Source organism: Mycolicibacterium austroafricanum (genome assembly GCF_902705885.1).
In the GTDB taxonomy this organism is placed as follows: domain Bacteria; phylum Actinomycetota; class Actinomycetes; order Mycobacteriales; family Mycobacteriaceae; genus Mycobacterium; species Mycobacterium vanbaalenii_A.
This window is the reverse complement of record NZ_CACSIP010000022.1, coordinates 48899-68012: the sequence shown is the minus strand read 5'-3', so window position 1 is coordinate 68012 and position 19114 is coordinate 48899. Positions and strand designations below refer to the sequence as shown.

Below are 19114 nucleotides of genomic sequence, written 5' to 3'. Positions count from 1 at the left end.
GATGGCTGGGAGGATCAGGGACCCGGTGCCCGGTAACCCGCCATCCGGGCCAGCGCGGGTGATGTACCTCGCGCGGCGTAGACCCCGTGGGTCTCTTCGGCCAGCATTGCCGCGACGCGCTGGTCACCGAAGCCGCGGTCGATGCGATCCCGCACGAACGCCAGTTCGACGACCTGGTGGGCGAACGTCTTGACCGATTCGCCCGCTCGTGTCCCGCCGAATCGGGTGGCCTCGGCGACGGCCAGCTTGCGGGTGCGGATCGATCCCAGCCAGGTCGCCTCGTTGGGGGTGACCACGCCTGCAGCCACCATGCCTGGCAGTTTGGCGGCGACGATGCGCTGTTCCCGGCGCCGGCTGTGCACGGCCAGCGTGATGGCCAGTCCGAATACCGGCATCATCCAGAACACATAAACACCGAAGTACGCCCCTGCGCCCAGCAGCGACGAACCGTTCCACATCGCGTGCAGGAGCACCGCGCCGGCGTAGCCGAGCAGGATGCAGCCGGCTTTGGCGATGGCGCTGCGTTGGTGCAGGGCGTACCACACGCCGACGGCAAGAAACGTGGTGAACAGCGAGTGCGCGAACGGCGACATGACCAGCCGCAGCGCGGCGGTGACCAGAGAATCGGCCAGCGACTCGCCGTTGGCGATGTAGAGGATGTCCTCCAACCAGGCGAAACCCGCCCCGACAAGCCCCGCGTACACCAGGCAGTCGGTCAGCGAGTTCATCTCGCGACGTCGGGCACCGGTCATCATGAGCAGCAGAAACAGACCCTTCGCCGCCTCCTCGGTCAGCGGGGCGCCGACGACCAGCGTGACTGGGCTGACCCCGGCGGCCTGCGTGCTGTCCACACCGGAGCTGAGCCAGGCGTCGAGGAATATCTGCAGCACAGCGGCGATCACCACCGCCGCCGATGTGCCCCAGATGAACGCGAACACCAGCAGGCGTGGGGGTTCGGGCTCCCACCTGTCCAGCCACAGGTAGGCCAGGACCACCACCGTCATCGCGATACTGGAGAGCACGAAGCCGACCGCGGTGCCGAGCGGATTCAACGCGGTCAGCGCGATGACGATGAGACCGGCGACGGTCCCGAGGGCGATGAGCACCCCGAGCGGCACGCCGACTGTGCGGATGCGACCCGCGTGTGGCGCTGGAATCCGATACGGCTGTCCCGGTGCGCCCGCGTATGACACCTCAGCAGGGTAGCCGGTTGCGGAACCGGGTTTGTCCTGCATGTGCCCCGTCGAGTAACCTCGACATGTACCTGTGTGCTCATTCGTCGCGGGTGCAAACCATGAAACAAAAAACTGTCCCTACGATCACCCTGTCCGGAGCAACCCACCACATGCCAAGTCCCTCCGTCACCTCGCCGCAAGTAGCCGTCAACGACATCGGCTCGGCTGAGGATTTTCTCGCCGCCATCGACAAGACCATCAAATACTTCAACGATGGCGACATCGTCGAAGGGACCATCGTCAAGGTGGACCGCGATGAGGTCTTGCTCGACATCGGCTACAAGACCGAAGGCGTCATCCCTTCCCGCGAGCTGTCCATCAAGCACGACGTCGACCCCAATGAGGTTGTGTCCGTCGGCGATGAGGTCGAAGCTCTGGTCCTCACGAAGGAGGACAAGGAAGGCCGCCTGATCCTGTCCAAGAAGCGTGCTCAGTACGAGCGCGCCTGGGGCACCATCGAAGAGCTCAAGGAGAAGGACGAGGCCGTCAAGGGCACCGTCATCGAGGTCGTCAAGGGCGGCCTGATCCTCGACATCGGCCTGCGCGGCTTCCTGCCCGCGTCGTTGGTCGAGATGCGTCGTGTCCGCGATCTGCAGCCGTACATCGGCAAGGAGATCGAGGCCAAGATCATCGAGCTCGACAAGAACCGCAACAACGTGGTGCTGTCGCGCCGCGCCTGGCTCGAGCAGACGCAGAGCGAAGTGCGCAGCGAGTTCTTGAACCAGCTCACCAAGGGCGCCATCCGCAAGGGTGTGGTTTCCTCGATCGTCAACTTCGGCGCGTTCGTCGATCTCGGCGGTGTTGACGGCCTGGTGCACGTCTCCGAGCTGTCCTGGAAGCACATCGACCATCCGTCCGAGGTCGTCACCGTCGGCGACGAGGTCACCGTCGAGGTGCTCGACGTCGACATGGACCGCGAGCGGGTTTCGTTGTCGCTCAAGGCGACTCAGGAAGACCCGTGGCGTCACTTCGCCCGCACCCACGCGATCGGTCAGATCGTTCCGGGCAAGGTCACCAAGCTGGTGCCGTTCGGTGCGTTCGTCCGCGTCGAGGAGGGCATCGAGGGCCTGGTGCACATCTCCGAACTTTCCGAGCGGCACGTCGAGGTCCCGGACCAGGTGGTCCAGGTCGGCGACGACGCGATGGTCAAGGTCATCGACATCGACCTGGAGCGGCGCCGCATCTCGTTGAGCCTCAAGCAGGCCAACGAGGACTACACCGAAGAGTTCGAGGCCTGGAAGTACGGCATGGCCGACAGCTACGACGACCAGGGCAACTACATCTTCCCCGAGGGCTTCGACGCCGACACCAACGAGTGGCTCGAAGGCTTCGAGAAGCAACGTGACGAGTGGGAGGCGCGCTACGCCGAGGCCGAGCGCCGCCACAAGATGCACACCGCTCAGATGGAGAAGTTCGCCGCCGCCGAAGCAGAAGAGGCGGCGCGGCCGGTCTCTGCTGCGAACGGTTCATCGCGTTCGGAGGAGCCGTCAGGCGGCGGGTCGCTCGCCAGCGACGCGCAACTGGCTGCTCTGCGCGAGAAGCTCGCAGGCAACGCCTAGTTCACAACGCCTATTCACGACGACCGACGGCCCCGGCTCATCGCGAGCCGGGGCCGTCGCCGTCTGCCGGTCCGGGTTGGGACAGCTAGCCGCTCTGGGCGGGGGCGCCCGCCGGTGGCAGCACCCGGCGCACCACGTCCGTCAGCGTCACGACTCCCAGCAGTTCCTGGCCCCGCTCGACCACGGCCAGTTGGACCCGTTGCTCCCGCATGGTCCTGAGGAGTTCGTAAACCGGGGTCGACGCGTCGACGCGGAAGGATGGCCGCGCGAAGAGGTCGGCACGCTGGTCGGCGCGGGCCTCGAGCGTGTCCCGCACGTGCACGACCAGCGGTAACCGGCCAGCATCGTCTTTCATCAGAATTCGCAGGTGCCCGGACTCCAGCGCTGCCGTACGGACATCGGCGACCAACGCCTCGGGCCCGACCGAGGTGGGCTCGGCATTCGGTGTGGTCATCGCCTCGACGGTCAGTCCCTCCAGCGTGATGACCTCGTTGATCTGGTCCTGTAGGACGGGTTGGAGTGCCCCCACCTGCGTGGAATATTCGACGAGGTGACGGATGGTGTCGGCGTCGCGGCCACCGACGGCGGCCCTGTCCACCGGCTCCACACCGGACGCCGCGACGAGCCGGTTGGCGATTTTGTTGACCCAGAGCAGAAGCGGTCGGAAGACCCAGACGAACCCCCGTGACGGGATGCCGATGACGCGGGCGGCCAACTCGGGGTGGGCGATCGCCCAGGACTTGGGTGCCATCTCCCCGATGACGAGGTGCAGGAACGTCACAGCGAGCAAGGAAAGAGCGAAGGCAGTGCCGCCGGCGAGCCATTCGGGCACACCCCAGGAGCTGAGCACCGGGCCCAGCCGGGCGTCGACGGCCGGTTTGGTCACCGCCCCGAGGGCGAAGGTGCAGGCCGTGATGCCGAGCTGGGCGCCGGCGAGCATCACGGTCAACTCGTTCATGCCGCGCAACGCGGCGCGGGACGAGCGGCTCCGCATCGCATCCTGCTCGAGGCGGTGACGCCGCGCGCCGAGCAGAGCGAACTCGATGACGACGAAGAAGGCGCTGAGTGCGATCAGCGCGACGGTGATGGTGATGACAGCCCAAGCGTTCATCCGCGGTGTTCCTCGTCGGTATCGGCCTGGTCCGAGTCAGTGAGATCCTGTGCGACGAGGCGCACTCGGACCAAGCTCGGTACGTACCGTTCGACCTCGACCACTTCGATCTGTAGCTGCCACCTCGCCGGCTCGTCGGCAACCAGCTCAGCCCCGGTCGCGGGCAGCCCGACGTAGATGGTGTCGCCCTCCTCGGGGAGGGTGCCTCCCTGGCGGATGACGAGCCCGGCGATCGTCTCGTAGTCGCCGCGGGGGAGGTCGCGCCCGATGGTGCGCTGCGCCTCGTCGATGGGCAGGTCGCCGTCCATCATCCACGCCTCGCCGACGGCGTCGGCCCCGGCATCGTCGGTCGTGTCGTGCTCGTCGCTGATCTCGCCGACCAGCTCCTCGGCGAGGTCCTCCATCGTGAGGACGCCGCAGAACCCGCCGTACTCGTCGATGACGCACGCCAGCTCGTTCCTGGTGTGCACGAGTCGCTCGAGCGCGTCCGGGAGCGACATCGCCGTCGGGACGACAAGCGGAGGACTCATGATGGCGGTGACCGGCCGCAAGTCTGCGGGATCGACGGCGAGCACGCTGGCAAGCTGCACCACACCGACGGGAACCTCGAGCTCGCCGATGACCGGGTAACGCGTATGGCCGCTCGCCATGAGCGTGCGCATCTGTGTGATCGATGTTTCGGGCCCCACCACGTTCACCCGGGCACGAGGAATCATGGCGTGCTCCACGTCGCGGTCGGGGAAGTCGAGGATCCGGTCGAGCATGATCGAGAGCTCCTCGGGCAGGTCACCGCTGGCGCGGGAGTCGTCGATGATGTACTCGAGATCCTCGGCGGTCGCACTGCTGTCGAGGTCGTGCACGGGTTCCACCCGCAGCAGCCGCAGTACCGCGTTCGAGGCCATGTCGAAGAACGAGATCAGCCAACCGAAGACGACCAGGTACAGCTGCGTCGACCGGGCGAGCCGCCGGGCGAGTGGCTCCGGGTTGGCGATGGCGAGATTCTTGGGGTAGAGCTCACCGAAGATCATCTGGACGACAGTCGCGAGGACGAGGGCGAGCGTGGTGCCGACGGCGATTCCGACGCCGGTCGGCACCCCGGCAGTGCCGAGCAGCGTGCCCAGCGACTCCCCGATGAACGGTTCGGCGACGTAGCCGACCAGCAGACCGGTCACGGTGATTCCGAGCTGGGCCCCCGACAGCATGAACGATGTTCGGCGCGTGACAGCCAGGGCTCTCTTGGCCGCGGAGTCACCCTCAGCCGCCTCCGACCGCAACCGCACCCGGTCGACGGACATGTAGGCGAACTCCTGCGCCACAAAGTAGCCGTTGACGGCGATGATGACCGCGGTCAGCAGCACTCCGGCGAGCAGGACGAGCACGGTGGTCACCATGGCCCCACCTCGAGGCTGCGGCCGGGTGAGCTCACGTCGTGGGTCGCAGCAGCGAACGCTGCGCGATAACTGGCGGACACGAGATGATCGAGCCTCCAACGGCTACGGGGATGTCGCTCCAGGATACGGCTCGCAATTGTCCTGGCTCGGCGGGTCGACCCAGGGTGCACTGCGCCTGCCAGACTGGTGCGGTGTTGCGCATTGGATTGACCGGAGGAATCGGGGCAGGCAAGTCCACAGTGTCGGCGACGTTCAGCGAACTCGGGGCGATCGTCGTCGACGGTGACGTCATCGCCCGCGAGGTCGTCGAACCGGGCACCGAGGGACTGGCGAGGCTGGTCGAGGCGTTCGGCGCCGGCATCTTGTCGCCCGACGGTGCGCTGAACCGCCCGGCACTGGCCGCGATCGCGTTCAGCGACGACGAGAAGCGCGCCACGCTGAACGGCATTGTGCATCCTCTTGTGGCGCATCGGCGTTCGGAATTGATTGCCGCTGCCGACGACGAGGCCGTGATCATCGAGGACATCCCTCTGCTCGTCGAGTCGCAGATGGCGCCGATGTTCCCACTGGTGATCATCGTCCACGCCGACGTCGACCTACGGGTAAGACGGTTGATCGAGCACCGCGGTTTCAGCGAGGAGGACGCCCGCGCACGCATCGCCGCGCAGGCCGACGAGCAACAGCGCCGCGCGGTCGCCGACGTCTGGCTGGACAACTCCGGAACTGCGGCGGAACTCGTCGAGAAGGCGCGGGCGTTGTGGCACGATCGGATCCAGCCGTTCGCCGACAACCTGCACGCGGGTCGCCCGGCGCGGTCGCAACCGCGTCTGGTGCCCGCCGATCCGCAGTGGCCGGCCCAGGCGCAGCGGGCAGTCGCGCGGCTGAACACCGCGTGCGGCCATCGGGCCTCGCGAATAGACCACATCGGTTCCACCGCGATCGCGGGCCTGGCCGCCAAGGACGTCATCGACATCCAGGTCACCGTCGCCTCGTTGGAGGTCGCCGACGAACTCGCCGACGCGCTGCTCGCCGCCGGCTACCCGGGCACGTCTGTCACTCACGACGTCGGCAAGGCCGACGCTCGGAGCACGGTGGCCGAGTTCGATCACCGTGACGACGAATCGCTGTGGCGCAAAAGGTTGTACGGCTCCGCCGATCCGGGGAGGCCCACCAATGTCCACGTGCGGGTGGCGGGGTGGCCCGGTCAGCAGTTCGCGTTGCTGTTCGTCGACTGGCTGACGGCCAACCCGCAGGCCCGCTCGGACTATCTGGCGCTCAAGCGCAGGGTCGCAGAACAAGGGCACGCCGACACCGGTGCGTATGCCGACGCGAAGGAGCCGTGGTTCCTGGACGCCTACCGCAGGGCATGGCAGTGGGCGGACGGCACGGGGTGGCGGCCCAGCGGTTAAGCCGGCGGGATGCCGGCCTCGACCGGTGGAGGGGGCGCCGGCGCCTCGGTCGGGGTGATGTCGTCGATCCCGCCCACCGGCGCCTGACAGGTCAGCGAACCGTAGTCCGGGTCCTCGCGCTGCGGGGTCACCCGCGGCGCGATGAAGTCGTCGGCCTTGGCGACCACAGCGTTGTCGATGAGGATCTCGCAGTGCAGATTCGCCGAGTACGGCCAGTCGATCGACAGCCGCAGGTTCGCGGTCTGCGACGCGGGCAGCACGGTGTTCACCTCGAACACCCGGCCGGGAACCATCGTGGGGGTGGCGAGCTGCAGCTGGTCGCCCTCTGCGCGGTAGGTCACCGTCGCCCCCCGTGACACCCCGTCCACCCGCGCGCGATAGGTGATGTTGTGCAGCACGTCCGCGGTCGGTGCGGACGCCACCTCGGTCGGGGTCTCCTGAGTCGGCTCGGCTCCCGCCGTCGCCGGAGCCCACTGCGCGCAGGCTCCGGCCAACCCGACGGCTGTCACTGCCAGCAACCTGCGCTTGGCGACGCTCATGTCCGCCGACATTACCGCCGTCACCGCCGGGGAAGCACGTGCACTGTCGTTGTCATCATCAAGATCATCGTCTCCGGGGCCGGCCCCGTTACCGCGGGGGACCCCGCCATGTCAGGTCGATTCCGGTGCCTGCCAGCCACCGATGCAGGTCGTAGTCGTGGCCGGCGAGCGCGTCGACGGTGGCGACCGCGGTGCGGATCGCATGCTCACCGGTCTCGGGGGTCAGCAGGCCGTGCCGTACGGCGGTGAGCAGTTCGTCGACGTCGTCGACGGTGACCGCCACACCGGTGCGGACCACCAGGTCGAGGTAGTGGTCCTCACTGCGCCAACTGTCGGGTCCCGGCGTGTACCGGCCGACATCGAGGTAGAAGTCCTGGTCCCGCTCGTGGCCCGGGTTGAAGTGGAAGACCGTCGCACGCAGGTCGAGCGCGGGCAGCAGCCAGCACTCGATGTAGTGGAACTGGGCCCGCCCCGGGGTGGGCCGGGCCATGTAGAGGCCCCACGGACGGACCGTGTAGACGTCCACCGACCGCACGACACCCTTGGGGTCGGTGTTGGTATGCGCCGCGAGATCGAATGTCTCGTTCTTGGGAGGATGGATGCTGACCAGCATAAGTCCTGGTCGGATGCTATCGGGCGGTCGCCGGAACAGAACATGTCGGCACCAGGTTCTACCCTGGTGAAATGGCATTCGCGACCGAACACCCGGTGCTGGCGCACTCCGAGCATCGCCCGGTCGATGCCATCGTGCGTGCGGGCGGCAAGTTCCACGTCGTCAGTGAATTCGAACCCGCCGGAGACCAGCCCGCCGCCATCGACGATCTCGAGAGGCGGCTCAAGGCGGGCGAACGCGACGTGGTGTTGCTCGGTGCCACCGGTACCGGTAAATCGGCCACCACGGCGTGGCTCATCGAGCGGCTCCAGCGCCCCACTCTGGTGATGGCCCCGAACAAGACGCTTGCCGCGCAGTTGGCGAATGAACTACGGGACATGTTGCCGCACAACGCGGTCGAGTACTTCGTCTCCTACTACGACTACTACCAGCCCGAGGCGTACATCGCCCAGACCGACACCTACATCGAGAAGGACAGCTCGATCAACGACGATGTCGAGCGGCTGCGCCACTCGGCCACCTCGAGCCTGCTGTCCCGGCGCGACGTGGTGGTGGTGGCCTCGGTGTCCTGCATCTACGGCCTGGGCACCCCGCAGTCCTACCTCGATCGATCCGTGGAGCTCAAGGTCGGCGACGAGGTGCCGCGCGACGCGCTGCTACGGCTGTTGGTCGACGTGCAGTACAACCGCAACGACATGGCGTTCACCCGCGGATCGTTCCGGGTCCGCGGTGACACCGTCGAGATCATCCCGTCCTACGAGGAACTCGCGGTGCGTATCGAGTACTTCGGCGACGAGATCGAGGCGCTCTACTACATGCACCCACTGACCGGGGATGTCGTCCGCAAGGTCGACTCGTTGCGGGTCTTCCCGGCCACCCACTACGTGGCCGGTCCCGAGCGGATGGCCCAGGCGATCTCGTCGATCGAGAAGGAGTTGGAGGAGCGGCTGGCCGAACTCGAAGGGCAGGGCAAGCTGCTGGAGGCCCAACGGCTGCGGATGCGGACCAACTACGACGTCGAGATGATGCGCCAGGTTGGGTTCTGTTCGGGCATCGAGAACTACTCGCGGCACATCGACGGGCGTGGTCCGGGCACCGCCCCGGCGACGTTGATCGACTACTTCCCCGAAGACTTCCTGATGGTCATCGACGAATCCCACGTCACGGTGCCGCAGATAGGCGGCATGTACGAGGGCGACATGTCCCGCAAGCGCAACTTGGTGGACTTCGGTTTCCGGCTTCCCTCGGCGGTCGACAACCGGCCCCTGACCTGGGAGGAATTCGCCGACCGGATCGGGCAGACGGTGTACTTGTCGGCCACCCCGGGGCCCTACGAGATGAGTCAGTCGGGCGGCGAGTTCGTCGAACAGGTCATCCGCCCGACCGGCCTCGTGGATCCCCAGATCGTGGTCAAGCCGACCAAGGGTCAGATCGACGACCTGATCGGCGAGATCCGCAAGCGCACCGCGGCCGACGAGCGCGTACTGGTGACCACGCTGACCAAGAAGATGGCGGAGGACCTGACCGACTACCTGCTGGAGATGGGCATCAGGGTGCGTTACTTGCACTCCGAAGTGGACACCCTGCGCCGCGTCGAACTACTTCGGCAGCTGCGACTGGGGGAGTACGACGTGCTTGTCGGCATCAACCTGCTCCGCGAGGGCCTCGACCTGCCCGAGGTGTCGCTCGTGTCGATCCTCGACGCCGACAAGGAGGGCTTCCTTCGGTCGGCACGCAGCCTGATCCAGACCATCGGCCGGGCGGCCCGCAACGTGTCGGGCGAGGTGCACATGTACGCCGACAAGATCACCGACTCGATGCGGGAGGCCATCGACGAGACGGACCGCCGTCGTACCAAGCAGATCGCGTACAACGTCGAGCACGGGCTTGATCCGACACCGTTGCGCAAGAAGATCGCCGACATCCTCGACCAGGTGTACCGCGAGGCCGAGGACAGCGAAACCATCGACGTCGGCGGATCGGGCCGCAACGCGTCCCGGGGCAGGCGTGCTCAGGGTGCGCCCGGTCGTGCGGTGAGCGCGGGGGTGTTCGAGGGCCGCGACACGTCGAGCATGCCGCGCGCCGAGTTGGCCGATCTGATCAAGGATCTCACCGAACAGATGATGACCGCCGCACGCGATCTGCAGTTCGAACTCGCTGCACGCTTCCGCGACGAGATCGCCGACCTGAAGAAGGAACTCCGCGGCATGGACGCCGCCGGCCTGAAGTGACTTGATCTCAACCCCTGTTGAGGTCCTACGGTTCGGTCTGTGACCGACACTGTGACCGACACCGCCGGCAGCTGGCGTGAGCTTCTGGGGCCCAGGTATCTGGGCGCCTCTGCTGTGCTGGCGGGCGGGGTGGCGCTGTACGCGACCAACGAGTTCCTGACCATCAGCCTGATGCCCAGCGCTGTCGCCGACATCGGTGGCGCGCGGTTCTACGCCTGGGTGACGACGGTGTATCTGGTGGGATCGGTGATGGCCGCCACGACGGTGCACTCGGTGCTGATGCGGCTGGGCCCGCGGTGGGCGTATCTGGTGAGCCTCAGCGTGTTCGGGGCGGGCAGCCTCATCTGCGCCGCCGCACCCGGCATGGAGGTGCTGCTCGTCGGCAGGACCGTTCAGGGCGCTGCGGGCGGCCTGCTCGCCGGATTGGGATACGCGGTGATCAACACCGCACTGCCGAGTGCGCTGTGGACCAAGGCGTCTGCCCTGGTGTCCGCGATGTGGGGGGTGGGGACACTGGTGGGACCGGCGGCGGGTGGTCTGTTCGCCCAATACGGTTCGTGGCGTTGGGCTTTCGGCGCCCTTCTGGTGGTGACCACGACGATGTCGGCCTTGGTGCCGATCGCGCTGCCGAGTGGCCGCGGCCCGGCAGCGGCGGCCGCTGCCGGGCGGATCGGCATCCCGGTGTGGTCGCTGCTGCTACTCGGGGCCGCCGCACTGCTGGTCAGCGTCGCCGGCATCCCGCACGACCCCAGGGCCACCGCGGCGTTGGTGGTGGCGGGCTTCGCCCTGGTCGGGCTGTTCGTGGTCGTCGACCGCAGGGTGACCGTGTCCGTCCTGCCGCCCAGCACCTTCGGCAGGGGACCGTTGAAGTGGATCTATCTGACCCTGGGCGTGCTGATGGCCGCGACGATGGTGGACATGTACGTGCCGCTGTTCGGCCAGAGGCTCGCACATCTGACGCCGGTCGCCGCCGGGTTCCTCAGCGCCGGGCTGGCGCTCGGCTGGACGTTCGCAGAGATCGGTAGCGCGTCCCTCGGTCGGCAACGTGTCATCGTCCGCGCCGTTGCGATCGCTCCGGTGGTGATGGCCACGGGTCTGGTGCTCAGCGCACTGACCCAGCACGAGAATGCCCCGCTGCTTCTGGTTGCCGTGTGGGCCGCAGGTCTTGTGGTCAGCGGCGTCGGTATCGGAATAGCGTGGCCGCACCTGTCCGCGTGGGCGATGAGCAAGGTCGACGACCCCGCCGAGGGCCCGGCGGCCGCTGCAGCCATCAACATCGTGCAGGTGATCTCCGCGGCGTTCGGCGCCGCACTGGCCGGGGTCGTGGTCAATCTCACCGATTCCGGTGACGCCGGCGCTGCCCGCTGGCTGTTCGCCTCGTTCGCCGTGCTTGCCGCGCTGGCGGTGGTGGCGTCGACCAGGAGCGGGCGATCTTCGGAGCCCGCCGCAGGGCCGGTGACGTCGCTGGCATGATGTTGCTTCCACATCTCGGCAGGGGAGGCGCAGTGATGAGTGGCGATGTCGTGGACAGCGATCTGGTCGAAGGGGTACCCAGGCGCCGCATCGTGCTCGCCTCGATGGTGGGCACCACGATCGAGTTCTACGACTTCTACATCTACGCCACCGCCGCCGTCACGGTGTTCCCGCACCTGTTCTTCCCGAAGGGTGATTCGACGACTGCGTTGCTGGCCTCGCTGGCGACCTTCGGGCTCGCGTTCGTCGCACGCCCGGTGGGCTCGGTCGTGTTCGGGCATTTCGGCGATCGGGTGGGACGCAAAGCCACCCTCGTCGGGTCGCTGCTGCTGATGGGCATCGCCACGTTCGCGATCGGACTGTTGCCCACCTACGCCCAGGTGGGCATCGTCGCGCCCGCGCTGCTGGCCGTCCTGCGGTTCTCCCAGGGCTTGGCGCTGGGAGGTGAATGGAGCGGTGCCGCGCTGCTGGCCACGGAGACGGCCAGGCCTGGCAAACGTGGCTGGGCTGCGATGTGGCCGCAACTCGGGGCGCCGTTCGGCTTTCTGCTGGCGAACGGTCTGTTCCTGGCGCTCATCTTCTGGCTCGGCCACCGCACCGCGGATCCCGATCTGGACGGGGCGTTCATGACCTGGGGCTGGCGTATCCCGTTCCTGTTCAGCGCGGTCATGGTGGCCATCGGTCTGTACGTGCGGCTGCGCATCATGGAAACTCCGGTGTTCACCCGCGCGGTGGAACGGGGCGAAAAAGTGAAAAGCCCACTGGCGCAGGTATTCCGCTCCAGCTGGCGCCAGCTGATCATCGGCACCTTCGTGATGCTGGCGACCTACACCATGTTCTACATCGTGACGACGTGGGCGCTGAGCTTCGGCACCGGGAAGCGGCCACCGGAGGGCACCGGCCTCGGGTTCGGCTACGTCGACTTCCTGCAGCTGCAGCTGATCGCCGTGCTGTTCTTCGCGGGCATGCTGCCCCTGTCGGGTTGGCTCGCCGACCGCGTCGGGCGTCGCCGCCTGCTGTTGGTCGTCACGGCGGGGATCATGGCCTACGGCGGGCTCTTCGCCCCGATGCTGGGCTCCGGCGACACGTCGTACGGCACCATGCTGGCCTTCTTGATCATCGGGATGACGTTGATGGGCTTCACCTTCGGACCGATGAGTGCGGTGCTGCCCGAGTTGTTCCCGACCAACGTGCGGTACACGGGCTCGGGCATCTCCTACAACGTGGCGAGCATCCTCGGTGCGGCGGTGGCTCCGTTCGTCGCCACCTGGCTCGCGACCCAGTACGGCGTGGGGTGGGTCGGTCTGTACCTCTTCGTCGCCGCGTCGCTGAGCCTGATCGCGATCCTGGTCATGCGGGAGGGTAAGGACACGTCGCTGGACTCCGAGCCTCATGATCATGCGGTCCGGTAGGGATTATCCGCACAGCGCGTCAATTATCTCGAAATCGAGACACGAATCGGCAACTGTTCGATCACCGTTGCGTCGCCGCTGGGTGCACATTTGCTGGAATGTGTCAACGTTGTCGCGTGCGAACGTCACGGTTAGTCCGTTTCCTCAGTGTCGCGGTGGTAACAGCGACGATCCTGAGTCTCTCCACCGTCAACGCTCCCGTTGCTGCATCGGATTCATGCCCCGATGTCGAGGTCGTGTTCGCGCGCGGGACAGGCGACCGGGCAGGCGTCGGGTTTGTCGGCAAGGCGTTCATCGACTCGCTGAAGTGGAAGCTGCTGGGCAAGCGGGTCTCCACCTATGCGGTCGATTACCCGGCCAGTTGGAACTTCTCGAAGTCCACCTCGGCCGGCGCGGTTGATGCCAACAAGCACGTGCAGTACGTGGCCGGGATGTGCCCGAACACGAAGATCGTGCTCGGGGGGATGTCCCAGGGCGCGGGAGTGATCGATCTGATCACGATCGGCAATCGGACGATCTGGTTCTTCACCCCTGCACCACTGCCGGACACGATGGTCGATCATGTCGCCGCCATCGCGGTGTTCGGTAATCCGTCCCGGGATGTGCCGACACTCGGCCCACTCACCGAAATCAGCCCGCTGTATGGGCACAAGACCATCGACCAGTGCGCCACCGGTGATCCCTACTGCTCACGGGGCGTCAACTTCTTCGCACACTTCGCGTATCCCTGGAACGGAATGGTCAGCGAGGCAGCAACATTCGTCGCCGGCAGGATTCTCAACAACGAGACCTGAGACCGTCGGTGTACCCGCCGTCACGTCCCACCGCCCAGGGTGATGTTGACGGTGCTGACGTGCCCGGATCCTGGGCGAATACGGTCCGGGTGTGGTGATTCGCATCCATGTTCGGCTGATGCCGGGTTAGGGTCTGTGGCGTTGCAGCTGACACTGGGAGGATATCGATGAGCGCCTATCAAACCGTTGTGGTCGGTACGGACGGGTCGGATTCGTCGTTGCGTGCCGTGGACCGCGCCGGTCAGATCGCCGCCGGTGCCAACGCCAAGGTCATCGTCGCGACGGCCTACTTCCCGCAGAGCGAGGATCAGCGTGCCGCTGACGTGCTCAAGGACGAGGGCTACAAGATGTCGGGCAATGCCCCGATCTACGCCATCCTGCGTGAGGCGCGGGACCGGGCGAAGGCCGCGGGCGCGGTGAACATCGAGGAGAAGGCCGTCGTCGGTGCGCCGGTCGACGCCCTGGTGGATCTCGCCGAAGAGGTCGGCGCCGACCTGCTGGTGGTGGGCAACGTCGGGTTGAGCACCATCGCCGGACGTCTGCTGGGCTCGGTGCCCGCCAACGTCGCTCGGCGGTCCAAGACCGACGTGCTGATCGTGCACACCTCCTGACCGGACACCCTGGGCCGGCGCCGAGTCGGCCCAGGGCTTTCCGCGCGTCAGGTGTTGGAGGCTTTCGCGATGCTCGCGATCGCCGCGTCCAGGGTGGCGTTGAACTCCTCGTCGCTCTGCTGAGCGGTCAGGCCTTCGGTCAGAGCGCGGGAGAAGCTGGCGATCACGCCCTGGTTCCGGGAGAGCTTGTCGCAGGCGTCATCGCGGCTGTAGCCGCCTGACAGCGCCACGACCCGCAGCACCTTCGGGTGGTCGACCAGCTCGCGATACAGATTGTCGACGTCGGGCAGGGTGAGCTTGAGCATGACCGCCTGATCGTCGGCGAGTCCGTCGACGCCGTTGAGCAGCGCCGCTTTGAGCTGCTCCTCTGCTTTGCCCTTCTCCGGGCTGTGGATGTCCACCTCGGGCTCGATGATCGGTACCAGCCCGGCCGCCAGGATCTGGCGGCCGATCTCGAACTGCTGGTCGACGACGGCAGCCAGGCCGGCGCCGGGCAGCTTGATGACCGAGCGCATCTTGGTGCCGAACACACCCTTGTCGCGGGCGCGGGCCAGCAGGTCGTCGAGGCCCGGGATCGGCTTCATGACCGCAGCGCCGTTCTCCTCGGCGGCCAACCCCTTGTCGACCTTCAGGAACGGCACGACGTGCTTGACGTTCCACAGGTAGTCCGAGGTCGATCGCCCTTCGATCTCGCGGTCCATGGTGTCCTCGAACAGGATCGCGCCCAGGACCCGGTCACCGTCGAAGCTGGGGCTGGTGATGATGCGGGTGCGCATTTGGTGCACCAGGTCGAACATCTGCTCGTTGTTCGAAAAGGCGTCCTCGGCGATGCCGTAGAGCTTCAACGCCTTGGGTGTGCTGCCGCCGCTCTGATCCAACGCCGCGATGAACCCGGCCCCACGCTGGACCTTGTTGAACTGATCGCTGTTCATGTTCTCTTCTGTTTCTCCCGTGTCTTCCGTGCTTCCGTGACTTCGCTTACCAACCGCGCTCGCGCCATTCGCCCAGGTGAGGGCGTTCGGTCCCGAGCGTCGTGTCGTCGCCGTGCCCTGGGTACACGACGGTCTGATCATCGAAGACGTCGAACACCTTGCTGGTCACGTCGCCCAGCAGCTGCTCGAAGTCACCTTCTTTCCAGGTTTTGCCGACGCCGCCGGGGAACAGGCAGTCGCCGGTGAACAGATGCACCCGGCCATCGGTCGCGGGCCCGCTCAGCGCCAGCGCGACCGAGCCGGGGGTGTGGCCACGCAGATGGATGACGTCGAATGTGAGCTCGCCGACCCTGACGGTGTCACCGTCTGAGAGAAGCACGTCGGGGGTGACCGGCAGCGGTTCGGCGTCCAATCGGTGCGCGGCGGTCGGGGCGCCGGTGGATCCGGCGACCTCGGAGAGCGCCATCCAGTGGTCTGGGTGCTGGTGGCTGGTGACGATCAGCGACAGTTCGGGCGCGTACAGCTCGATCAGTTCCCGCAGGATGGCGGGGTCGTTGGCGGCATCGATGAGTAGTGTCTTGCCGGTCTGGGAACAGGTGATGAGGTAGGCGTTGTTGTCCATGGTTCCGACGGACACCTTGATGATGGAGGCGCCGGGAAGTGTGCGTCGGGCTGCCGTTTGAGGTTCGACGTGGCCCGTGTAGTTGTCCTCGACGACGGTCATGGTGACTCACGTTACTTCCCGGCTCCTGCAGCCTGACGGGGGCTTGGCCGGGATTGTCGGAGGGGCCGCATAGCATGAATCCGTGCGGCGCCTGTCGGTCTGTATCGGGCCGGGAACTGGGCATGCGCGAGCGAATCGTTGGGAAGGACGGAGTTGGCTGACCGCCTGATCGTCAAGGGTGCCCGAGAGCACAATCTGCGTGGCGTCGATCTCGACCTGCCGCGCGACGCGATGATCGTGTTCACCGGACTGTCGGGGTCCGGCAAGTCGTCGTTGGCGTTCGACACGATCTTCGCCGAGGGGCAGCGCCGGTACGTCGAGTCGCTGTCGGCTTACGCCCGGCAGTTCCTCGGACAGATGGACAAACCGGACGTCGACTTCATCGAGGGGCTCTCCCCGGCGGTGTCGATCGACCAGAAGTCCACCAATCGCAATCCGCGCTCGACGGTGGGCACCATCACCGAGGTCTACGACTACTTGCGTCTGCTCTACGCCCGGGCGGGCACGCCACACTGCCCGGTGTGCGGCGAGCGCATCGCCCGCCAGACGCCTCAGCAGATCGTCGACCAGGTCCTCGCGATGGATGAAGGGCTGCGGTTCCAGGTGCTCGCGCCGGTGGTCCGCACCCGCAAGGGGGAGTTCGTCGACCTGTTCGACAAGCTCAACACGCAGGGCTACAGCAGGGTCCGGGTCGACGGCGTGGTGCACACCCTGACCGACCCGCCGAAACTGAAAAAACAGGAGAAGCACGACATCGAGGTGGTCGTCGACCGCCTCACTGTGAAGGCCAGCTCCAAACAGCGTCTCACCGATTCGGTGGAGACGGCGCTGAACCTCGCCGACGGCATCGTCGTCCTGGAGTTCGTCGACCGCGACGACGATCATCCACACCGCGAACAGAGGTTCTCGGAGAAACTCGCTTGCCCGAACGGGCACCCGCTGGCCGTCGACGATCTGGAGCCCCGGTCGTTCTCGTTCAACTCTCCCTACGGTGCCTGCCCGGAGTGCGTCGGCCTGGGCAACAAGAAAGAGGTCGACCCGGACCTCGTGGTGCCCGACCCCGACCTCACCCTGGCCGAAGGAGCGATCGCTCCCTGGTCGATGGGTCAGACCGCCGAGTACTTCACCCGGATGCTCTCCGGCCTGGGTGACCAACTGGGCTTCGACGTCGACACCCCGTGGAAGAAGCTGCCCGCCAAAGCGCGCCGAGCCATTCTCGAAGGCTGTGACGAGCAGGTGCACGTGCGGTACAAGAACCGCTACGGCCGGACCAGGTCCTACTACGCGGACTTCGAGGGCGTCATGGCGTTCCTGCACCGCCGCATGGAGCAGACCGACTCCGAGCAGATGAAGGAGCGTCTCGAGGGCTTCATGCGCGACGTGCCCTGCCCGGAATGTGATGGCACCCGGCTCAAGCCGGAGATCCTCGCGGTGACGCTGACCGCCGGGGATTTCGGTGCGAGGTCGATCGCCCAGGTCGCCGAACTGTCGATCGCGGATTGCGCGCAGTTCCTCAACGCACTCACCCTGGGTACCAGGGAGCAGGCCATCGCCGGGCAGGTGCTCAAGGAGATCCAGTCGCGGTTGGGGTTCCTGCTCGACGTCGGGTTGGACTACCTGTCGCTGTCACGCGCGGCGGCGACGCTGTCCGGCGGTGAGGCGCAACGCATTCGGCTGGCCACCCAGATCGGTTCCGGTCTGGTCGGGGTGCTCTACGTGCTCGACGAACCCTCGATCGGCCTGCATCAGCGTGACAACCGGCGGCTGATCGACACGCTGGTGCGGCTGCGGGATCTCGGCAACACCCTCATCGTCGTCGAACACGATCTCGACACCATCGCGCACGCCGACTGGGTTGTCGACATCGGTCCGGCGGCCGGTGAGCACGGCGGCCAGATCGTGCACAGCGGCCCCTATGCGGATCTGCTGAAGAACCCGAATTCGATTACCGGTGCATATCTCTCGGGTAAGGAGCAGATCGAGGTCCCGGTGCTGCGCCGGCTCGCCGATGCCAAGCGCCAGCTCACCGTCATCGGAGCGCGCGAGCACAACCTGCGCCAGATCGACGTGTCCTTCCCGCTCGGGGTGCTGACCTCGGTGACCGGTGTCTCCGGATCGGGTAAGTCGACGCTGGTCAACGACATCCTGGCCTCGGTGTTGGCGAACAAGCTCAACGGGGCCCGGCAGGTGCCGGGCCGGCACACCCGGGTGACCGGCCTGGACAAGGTCGACAAGCTGGTCCGTGTCGACCAGTCACCGATCGGTCGGACGCCGCGGTCCAACCCGGCCACCTACACCGGGGTGTTCGACAAGATCCGCACCCTGTTCGCCGCCACCACCGAAGCCAAGGTCCGCGGTTACCAGCCCGGCCGGTTCTCCTTCAACGTCAAGGGCGGGCGGTGCGAGGCCTGTTCGGGTGACGGCACCATCAAGATCGAGATGAACTTCCTGCCCGATGTGTATGTGCCGTGCGAGGTGTGCCACGGCGCCCGCTACAACCGCGAGACCCTCGAGGTGCACTACAAGGGCAAGACCATCGCCGAGGTGCTCGACATGTCCATCGAGGAGGCGGCCGAGTTCTTCGCCCCGATCACCTCGATCCACCGGTACCTCAAGACGCTGGTCGACGTCGGCTTGGGATACGTGCGGCTGGGTCAGCCGGCACCGACGTTGTCCGGTGGCGAGGCGCAACGCGTCAAGCTGGCCTCGGAGTTGCAGAAGCGTTCGACCGGCCGCACGGTCTACATCCTCGACGAGCCGACCACCGGTCTGCACTTCGAGGACATCCGCAAACTGCTGATGGTCATCAACGGCCTTGTCGACAAAGGCAATACGGTTATCGTCATCGAACACAACCTCGACGTGATCAAGACCTCCGACTGGATCATCGACATGGGGCCCGACGGGGGCTCGGGCGGCGGCACGGTTGTGGCGACGGGTACACCGGAAGACGTCGCCACCAACGTGGACAGCTACACCGGCCACTTCCTGGCCGAATCGTTGGGCGTGGCGCGGCCCAAGCCGCGCAAGGCCCGCCGCAAGGTCAGCGCCTAGCGTCGCGAGCGACAGTGTCTGCCCGC

General features: G+C 66.5%; 15 protein-coding genes. 8 read left to right on the top strand and 7 right to left on the bottom strand.

The window, feature by feature from the left end:
* Positions 1 to 14: 14 nt before the first annotated feature.
* Positions 15 to 1193 carry a PrsW family intramembrane metalloprotease gene (locus BEMPMBAN_RS15430; protein ID WP_159231452.1) on the bottom strand — a complete coding sequence of 393 codons (1179 nt, stop codon included), beginning with the start codon at positions 1191 to 1193 and terminating at the stop codon, positions 15 to 17.
* A 152-nt stretch (positions 1194 to 1345) separates the two neighbouring features.
* On the opposite strand from BEMPMBAN_RS15430, the gene rpsA reads away from it, so the two are divergent.
* A complete protein-coding gene (gene rpsA / locus BEMPMBAN_RS15425) occupies positions 1346 to 2794 on the top strand; it encodes a 30S ribosomal protein S1 (protein WP_159231450.1) in 1449 nt (482 codons plus the stop codon).
* A gap of 85 nt (positions 2795 to 2879) precedes the next feature.
* Here the strand turns inward: rpsA and BEMPMBAN_RS15420 are convergent, their stop codons facing one another.
* Positions 2880 to 3905: a CNNM domain-containing protein gene (locus BEMPMBAN_RS15420; RefSeq protein WP_159231447.1), complete on the bottom strand. Its 1026-nt coding sequence runs from the start codon at positions 3903 to 3905 to the stop codon at positions 2880 to 2882.
* Positions 3902 to 5296 carry a hemolysin family protein gene (locus BEMPMBAN_RS15415; protein WP_159231438.1) on the bottom strand — a complete coding sequence of 465 codons (1395 nt, stop codon included), beginning with the start codon at positions 5294 to 5296 and terminating at the stop codon, positions 3902 to 3904. Before BEMPMBAN_RS15415 ends, BEMPMBAN_RS15420 begins: the two co-directional genes overlap by 4 nt.
* A 191-nt stretch (positions 5297 to 5487) precedes the next feature.
* Between BEMPMBAN_RS15415 and coaE the strand changes: the two genes are divergently transcribed.
* Positions 5488 to 6705, top strand: coding sequence for a dephospho-CoA kinase (gene coaE, locus BEMPMBAN_RS15410; protein WP_159231430.1), 1218 nt, complete (start codon positions 5488 to 5490; stop codon positions 6703 to 6705).
* Here coaE and BEMPMBAN_RS15405 read toward each other — a convergent pair.
* Both BEMPMBAN_RS15405 and BEMPMBAN_RS15400 read right to left on the bottom strand, forming a co-directional pair.
* Positions 6702 to 7244: a hypothetical protein gene (locus BEMPMBAN_RS15405; protein ID WP_159231429.1), complete on the bottom strand. Its 543-nt coding sequence runs from the start codon at positions 7242 to 7244 to the stop codon at positions 6702 to 6704. The two genes, coaE and BEMPMBAN_RS15405, sit on opposite strands and share 4 nt — an antisense overlap.
* Before the next feature lie 88 nt (positions 7245 to 7332).
* Positions 7333 to 7845 carry a ribonuclease FAU-1 family protein gene (locus BEMPMBAN_RS15400; RefSeq protein ID WP_200845995.1) on the bottom strand — a complete coding sequence of 171 codons (513 nt, stop codon included), beginning with the start codon at positions 7843 to 7845 and terminating at the stop codon, positions 7333 to 7335.
* An 83-nt stretch (positions 7846 to 7928) separates the two neighbouring features.
* Between BEMPMBAN_RS15400 and uvrB the strand changes: the two genes are divergently transcribed.
* The 5 genes from uvrB to BEMPMBAN_RS15375 all read left to right on the top strand — a co-directional run bounded on the left by uvrB (position 7929) and on the right by BEMPMBAN_RS15375 (position 14378).
* Complete coding sequence (gene uvrB, locus BEMPMBAN_RS15395; RefSeq protein WP_159231425.1) at positions 7929 to 10088, top strand: excinuclease ABC subunit UvrB; 2160 nt, start codon at positions 7929 to 7931, stop codon at positions 10086 to 10088.
* Positions 10089 to 10127: 39 nt separating this feature from the next.
* Positions 10128 to 11561, top strand: a complete 1434-nt coding sequence (locus BEMPMBAN_RS15390; RefSeq protein ID WP_159231423.1) for an MFS transporter — start codon at positions 10128 to 10130, stop codon at positions 11559 to 11561.
* Between the two features lie 35 nt (positions 11562 to 11596).
* Positions 11597 to 12973, top strand: a complete 1377-nt coding sequence (locus BEMPMBAN_RS15385) for an MFS transporter (RefSeq protein ID WP_159231421.1) — start codon at positions 11597 to 11599, stop codon at positions 12971 to 12973.
* A 155-nt stretch (positions 12974 to 13128) separates the two neighbouring features.
* Positions 13129 to 13767, top strand: a complete 639-nt coding sequence (locus tag BEMPMBAN_RS15380; RefSeq protein WP_234897484.1) for a cutinase family protein — start codon at positions 13129 to 13131, stop codon at positions 13765 to 13767.
* 167 nt (positions 13768 to 13934) lie between these two features.
* Positions 13935 to 14378, top strand: a complete 444-nt coding sequence (locus BEMPMBAN_RS15375; RefSeq protein WP_159231417.1) for a universal stress protein — start codon at positions 13935 to 13937, stop codon at positions 14376 to 14378.
* Between the two features lie 47 nt (positions 14379 to 14425).
* Here BEMPMBAN_RS15375 and BEMPMBAN_RS15370 read toward each other — a convergent pair whose 3' ends face one another.
* On the bottom strand, positions 14426 to 15310 hold the full coding sequence (locus tag BEMPMBAN_RS15370; RefSeq protein ID WP_159231415.1) for a fructose bisphosphate aldolase: 885 nt from the start codon (positions 15308 to 15310) through the stop codon (positions 14426 to 14428).
* A 46-nt stretch (positions 15311 to 15356) separates the two neighbouring features.
* Positions 15357 to 16034, bottom strand: a complete 678-nt coding sequence (locus tag BEMPMBAN_RS15365) for an MBL fold metallo-hydrolase (protein ID WP_159231413.1) — start codon at positions 16032 to 16034, stop codon at positions 15357 to 15359.
* A 153-nt stretch (positions 16035 to 16187) separates the two neighbouring features.
* Between BEMPMBAN_RS15365 and uvrA the strand changes: the two genes are divergently transcribed.
* Positions 16188 to 19088, top strand: a complete 2901-nt coding sequence (gene uvrA / locus BEMPMBAN_RS15360) for an excinuclease ABC subunit UvrA (protein ID WP_159231411.1) — start codon at positions 16188 to 16190, stop codon at positions 19086 to 19088.
* Positions 19089 to 19114 lie beyond the last annotated feature (26 nt).

Excerpts from the sequence above, each read along its gene's own strand:
- rpsA (WP_159231450.1), top strand. The coding sequence starts at position 1,346 with ATGCCAAGTCCCTCCGTCACCTCGCCGCAAGTAGCCGTCAACGACATC.
- BEMPMBAN_RS15420 (WP_159231447.1), bottom strand. The coding sequence starts at position 3,905 with ATGAACGCTTGGGCTGTCATCACCATCACCGTCGCGCTGATCGCACTC.
- BEMPMBAN_RS15415 (WP_159231438.1), bottom strand. The coding sequence starts at position 5,296 with ATGGTGACCACCGTGCTCGTCCTGCTCGCCGGAGTGCTGCTGACCGCG.
- BEMPMBAN_RS15405 (WP_159231429.1), bottom strand. The coding sequence starts at position 7,244 with ATGAGCGTCGCCAAGCGCAGGTTGCTGGCAGTGACAGCCGTCGGGTTG.
- uvrB (WP_159231425.1), top strand. The coding sequence starts at position 7,929 with ATGGCATTCGCGACCGAACACCCGGTGCTGGCGCACTCCGAGCATCGC.
- BEMPMBAN_RS15385 (WP_159231421.1), top strand. The coding sequence starts at position 11,597 with ATGAGTGGCGATGTCGTGGACAGCGATCTGGTCGAAGGGGTACCCAGG.
- BEMPMBAN_RS15375 (WP_159231417.1), top strand. The coding sequence starts at position 13,935 with ATGAGCGCCTATCAAACCGTTGTGGTCGGTACGGACGGGTCGGATTCG.
- BEMPMBAN_RS15370 (WP_159231415.1), bottom strand. The coding sequence starts at position 15,310 with ATGAACAGCGATCAGTTCAACAAGGTCCAGCGTGGGGCCGGGTTCATC.
- BEMPMBAN_RS15365 (WP_159231413.1), bottom strand. The coding sequence starts at position 16,034 with ATGACCGTCGTCGAGGACAACTACACGGGCCACGTCGAACCTCAAACG.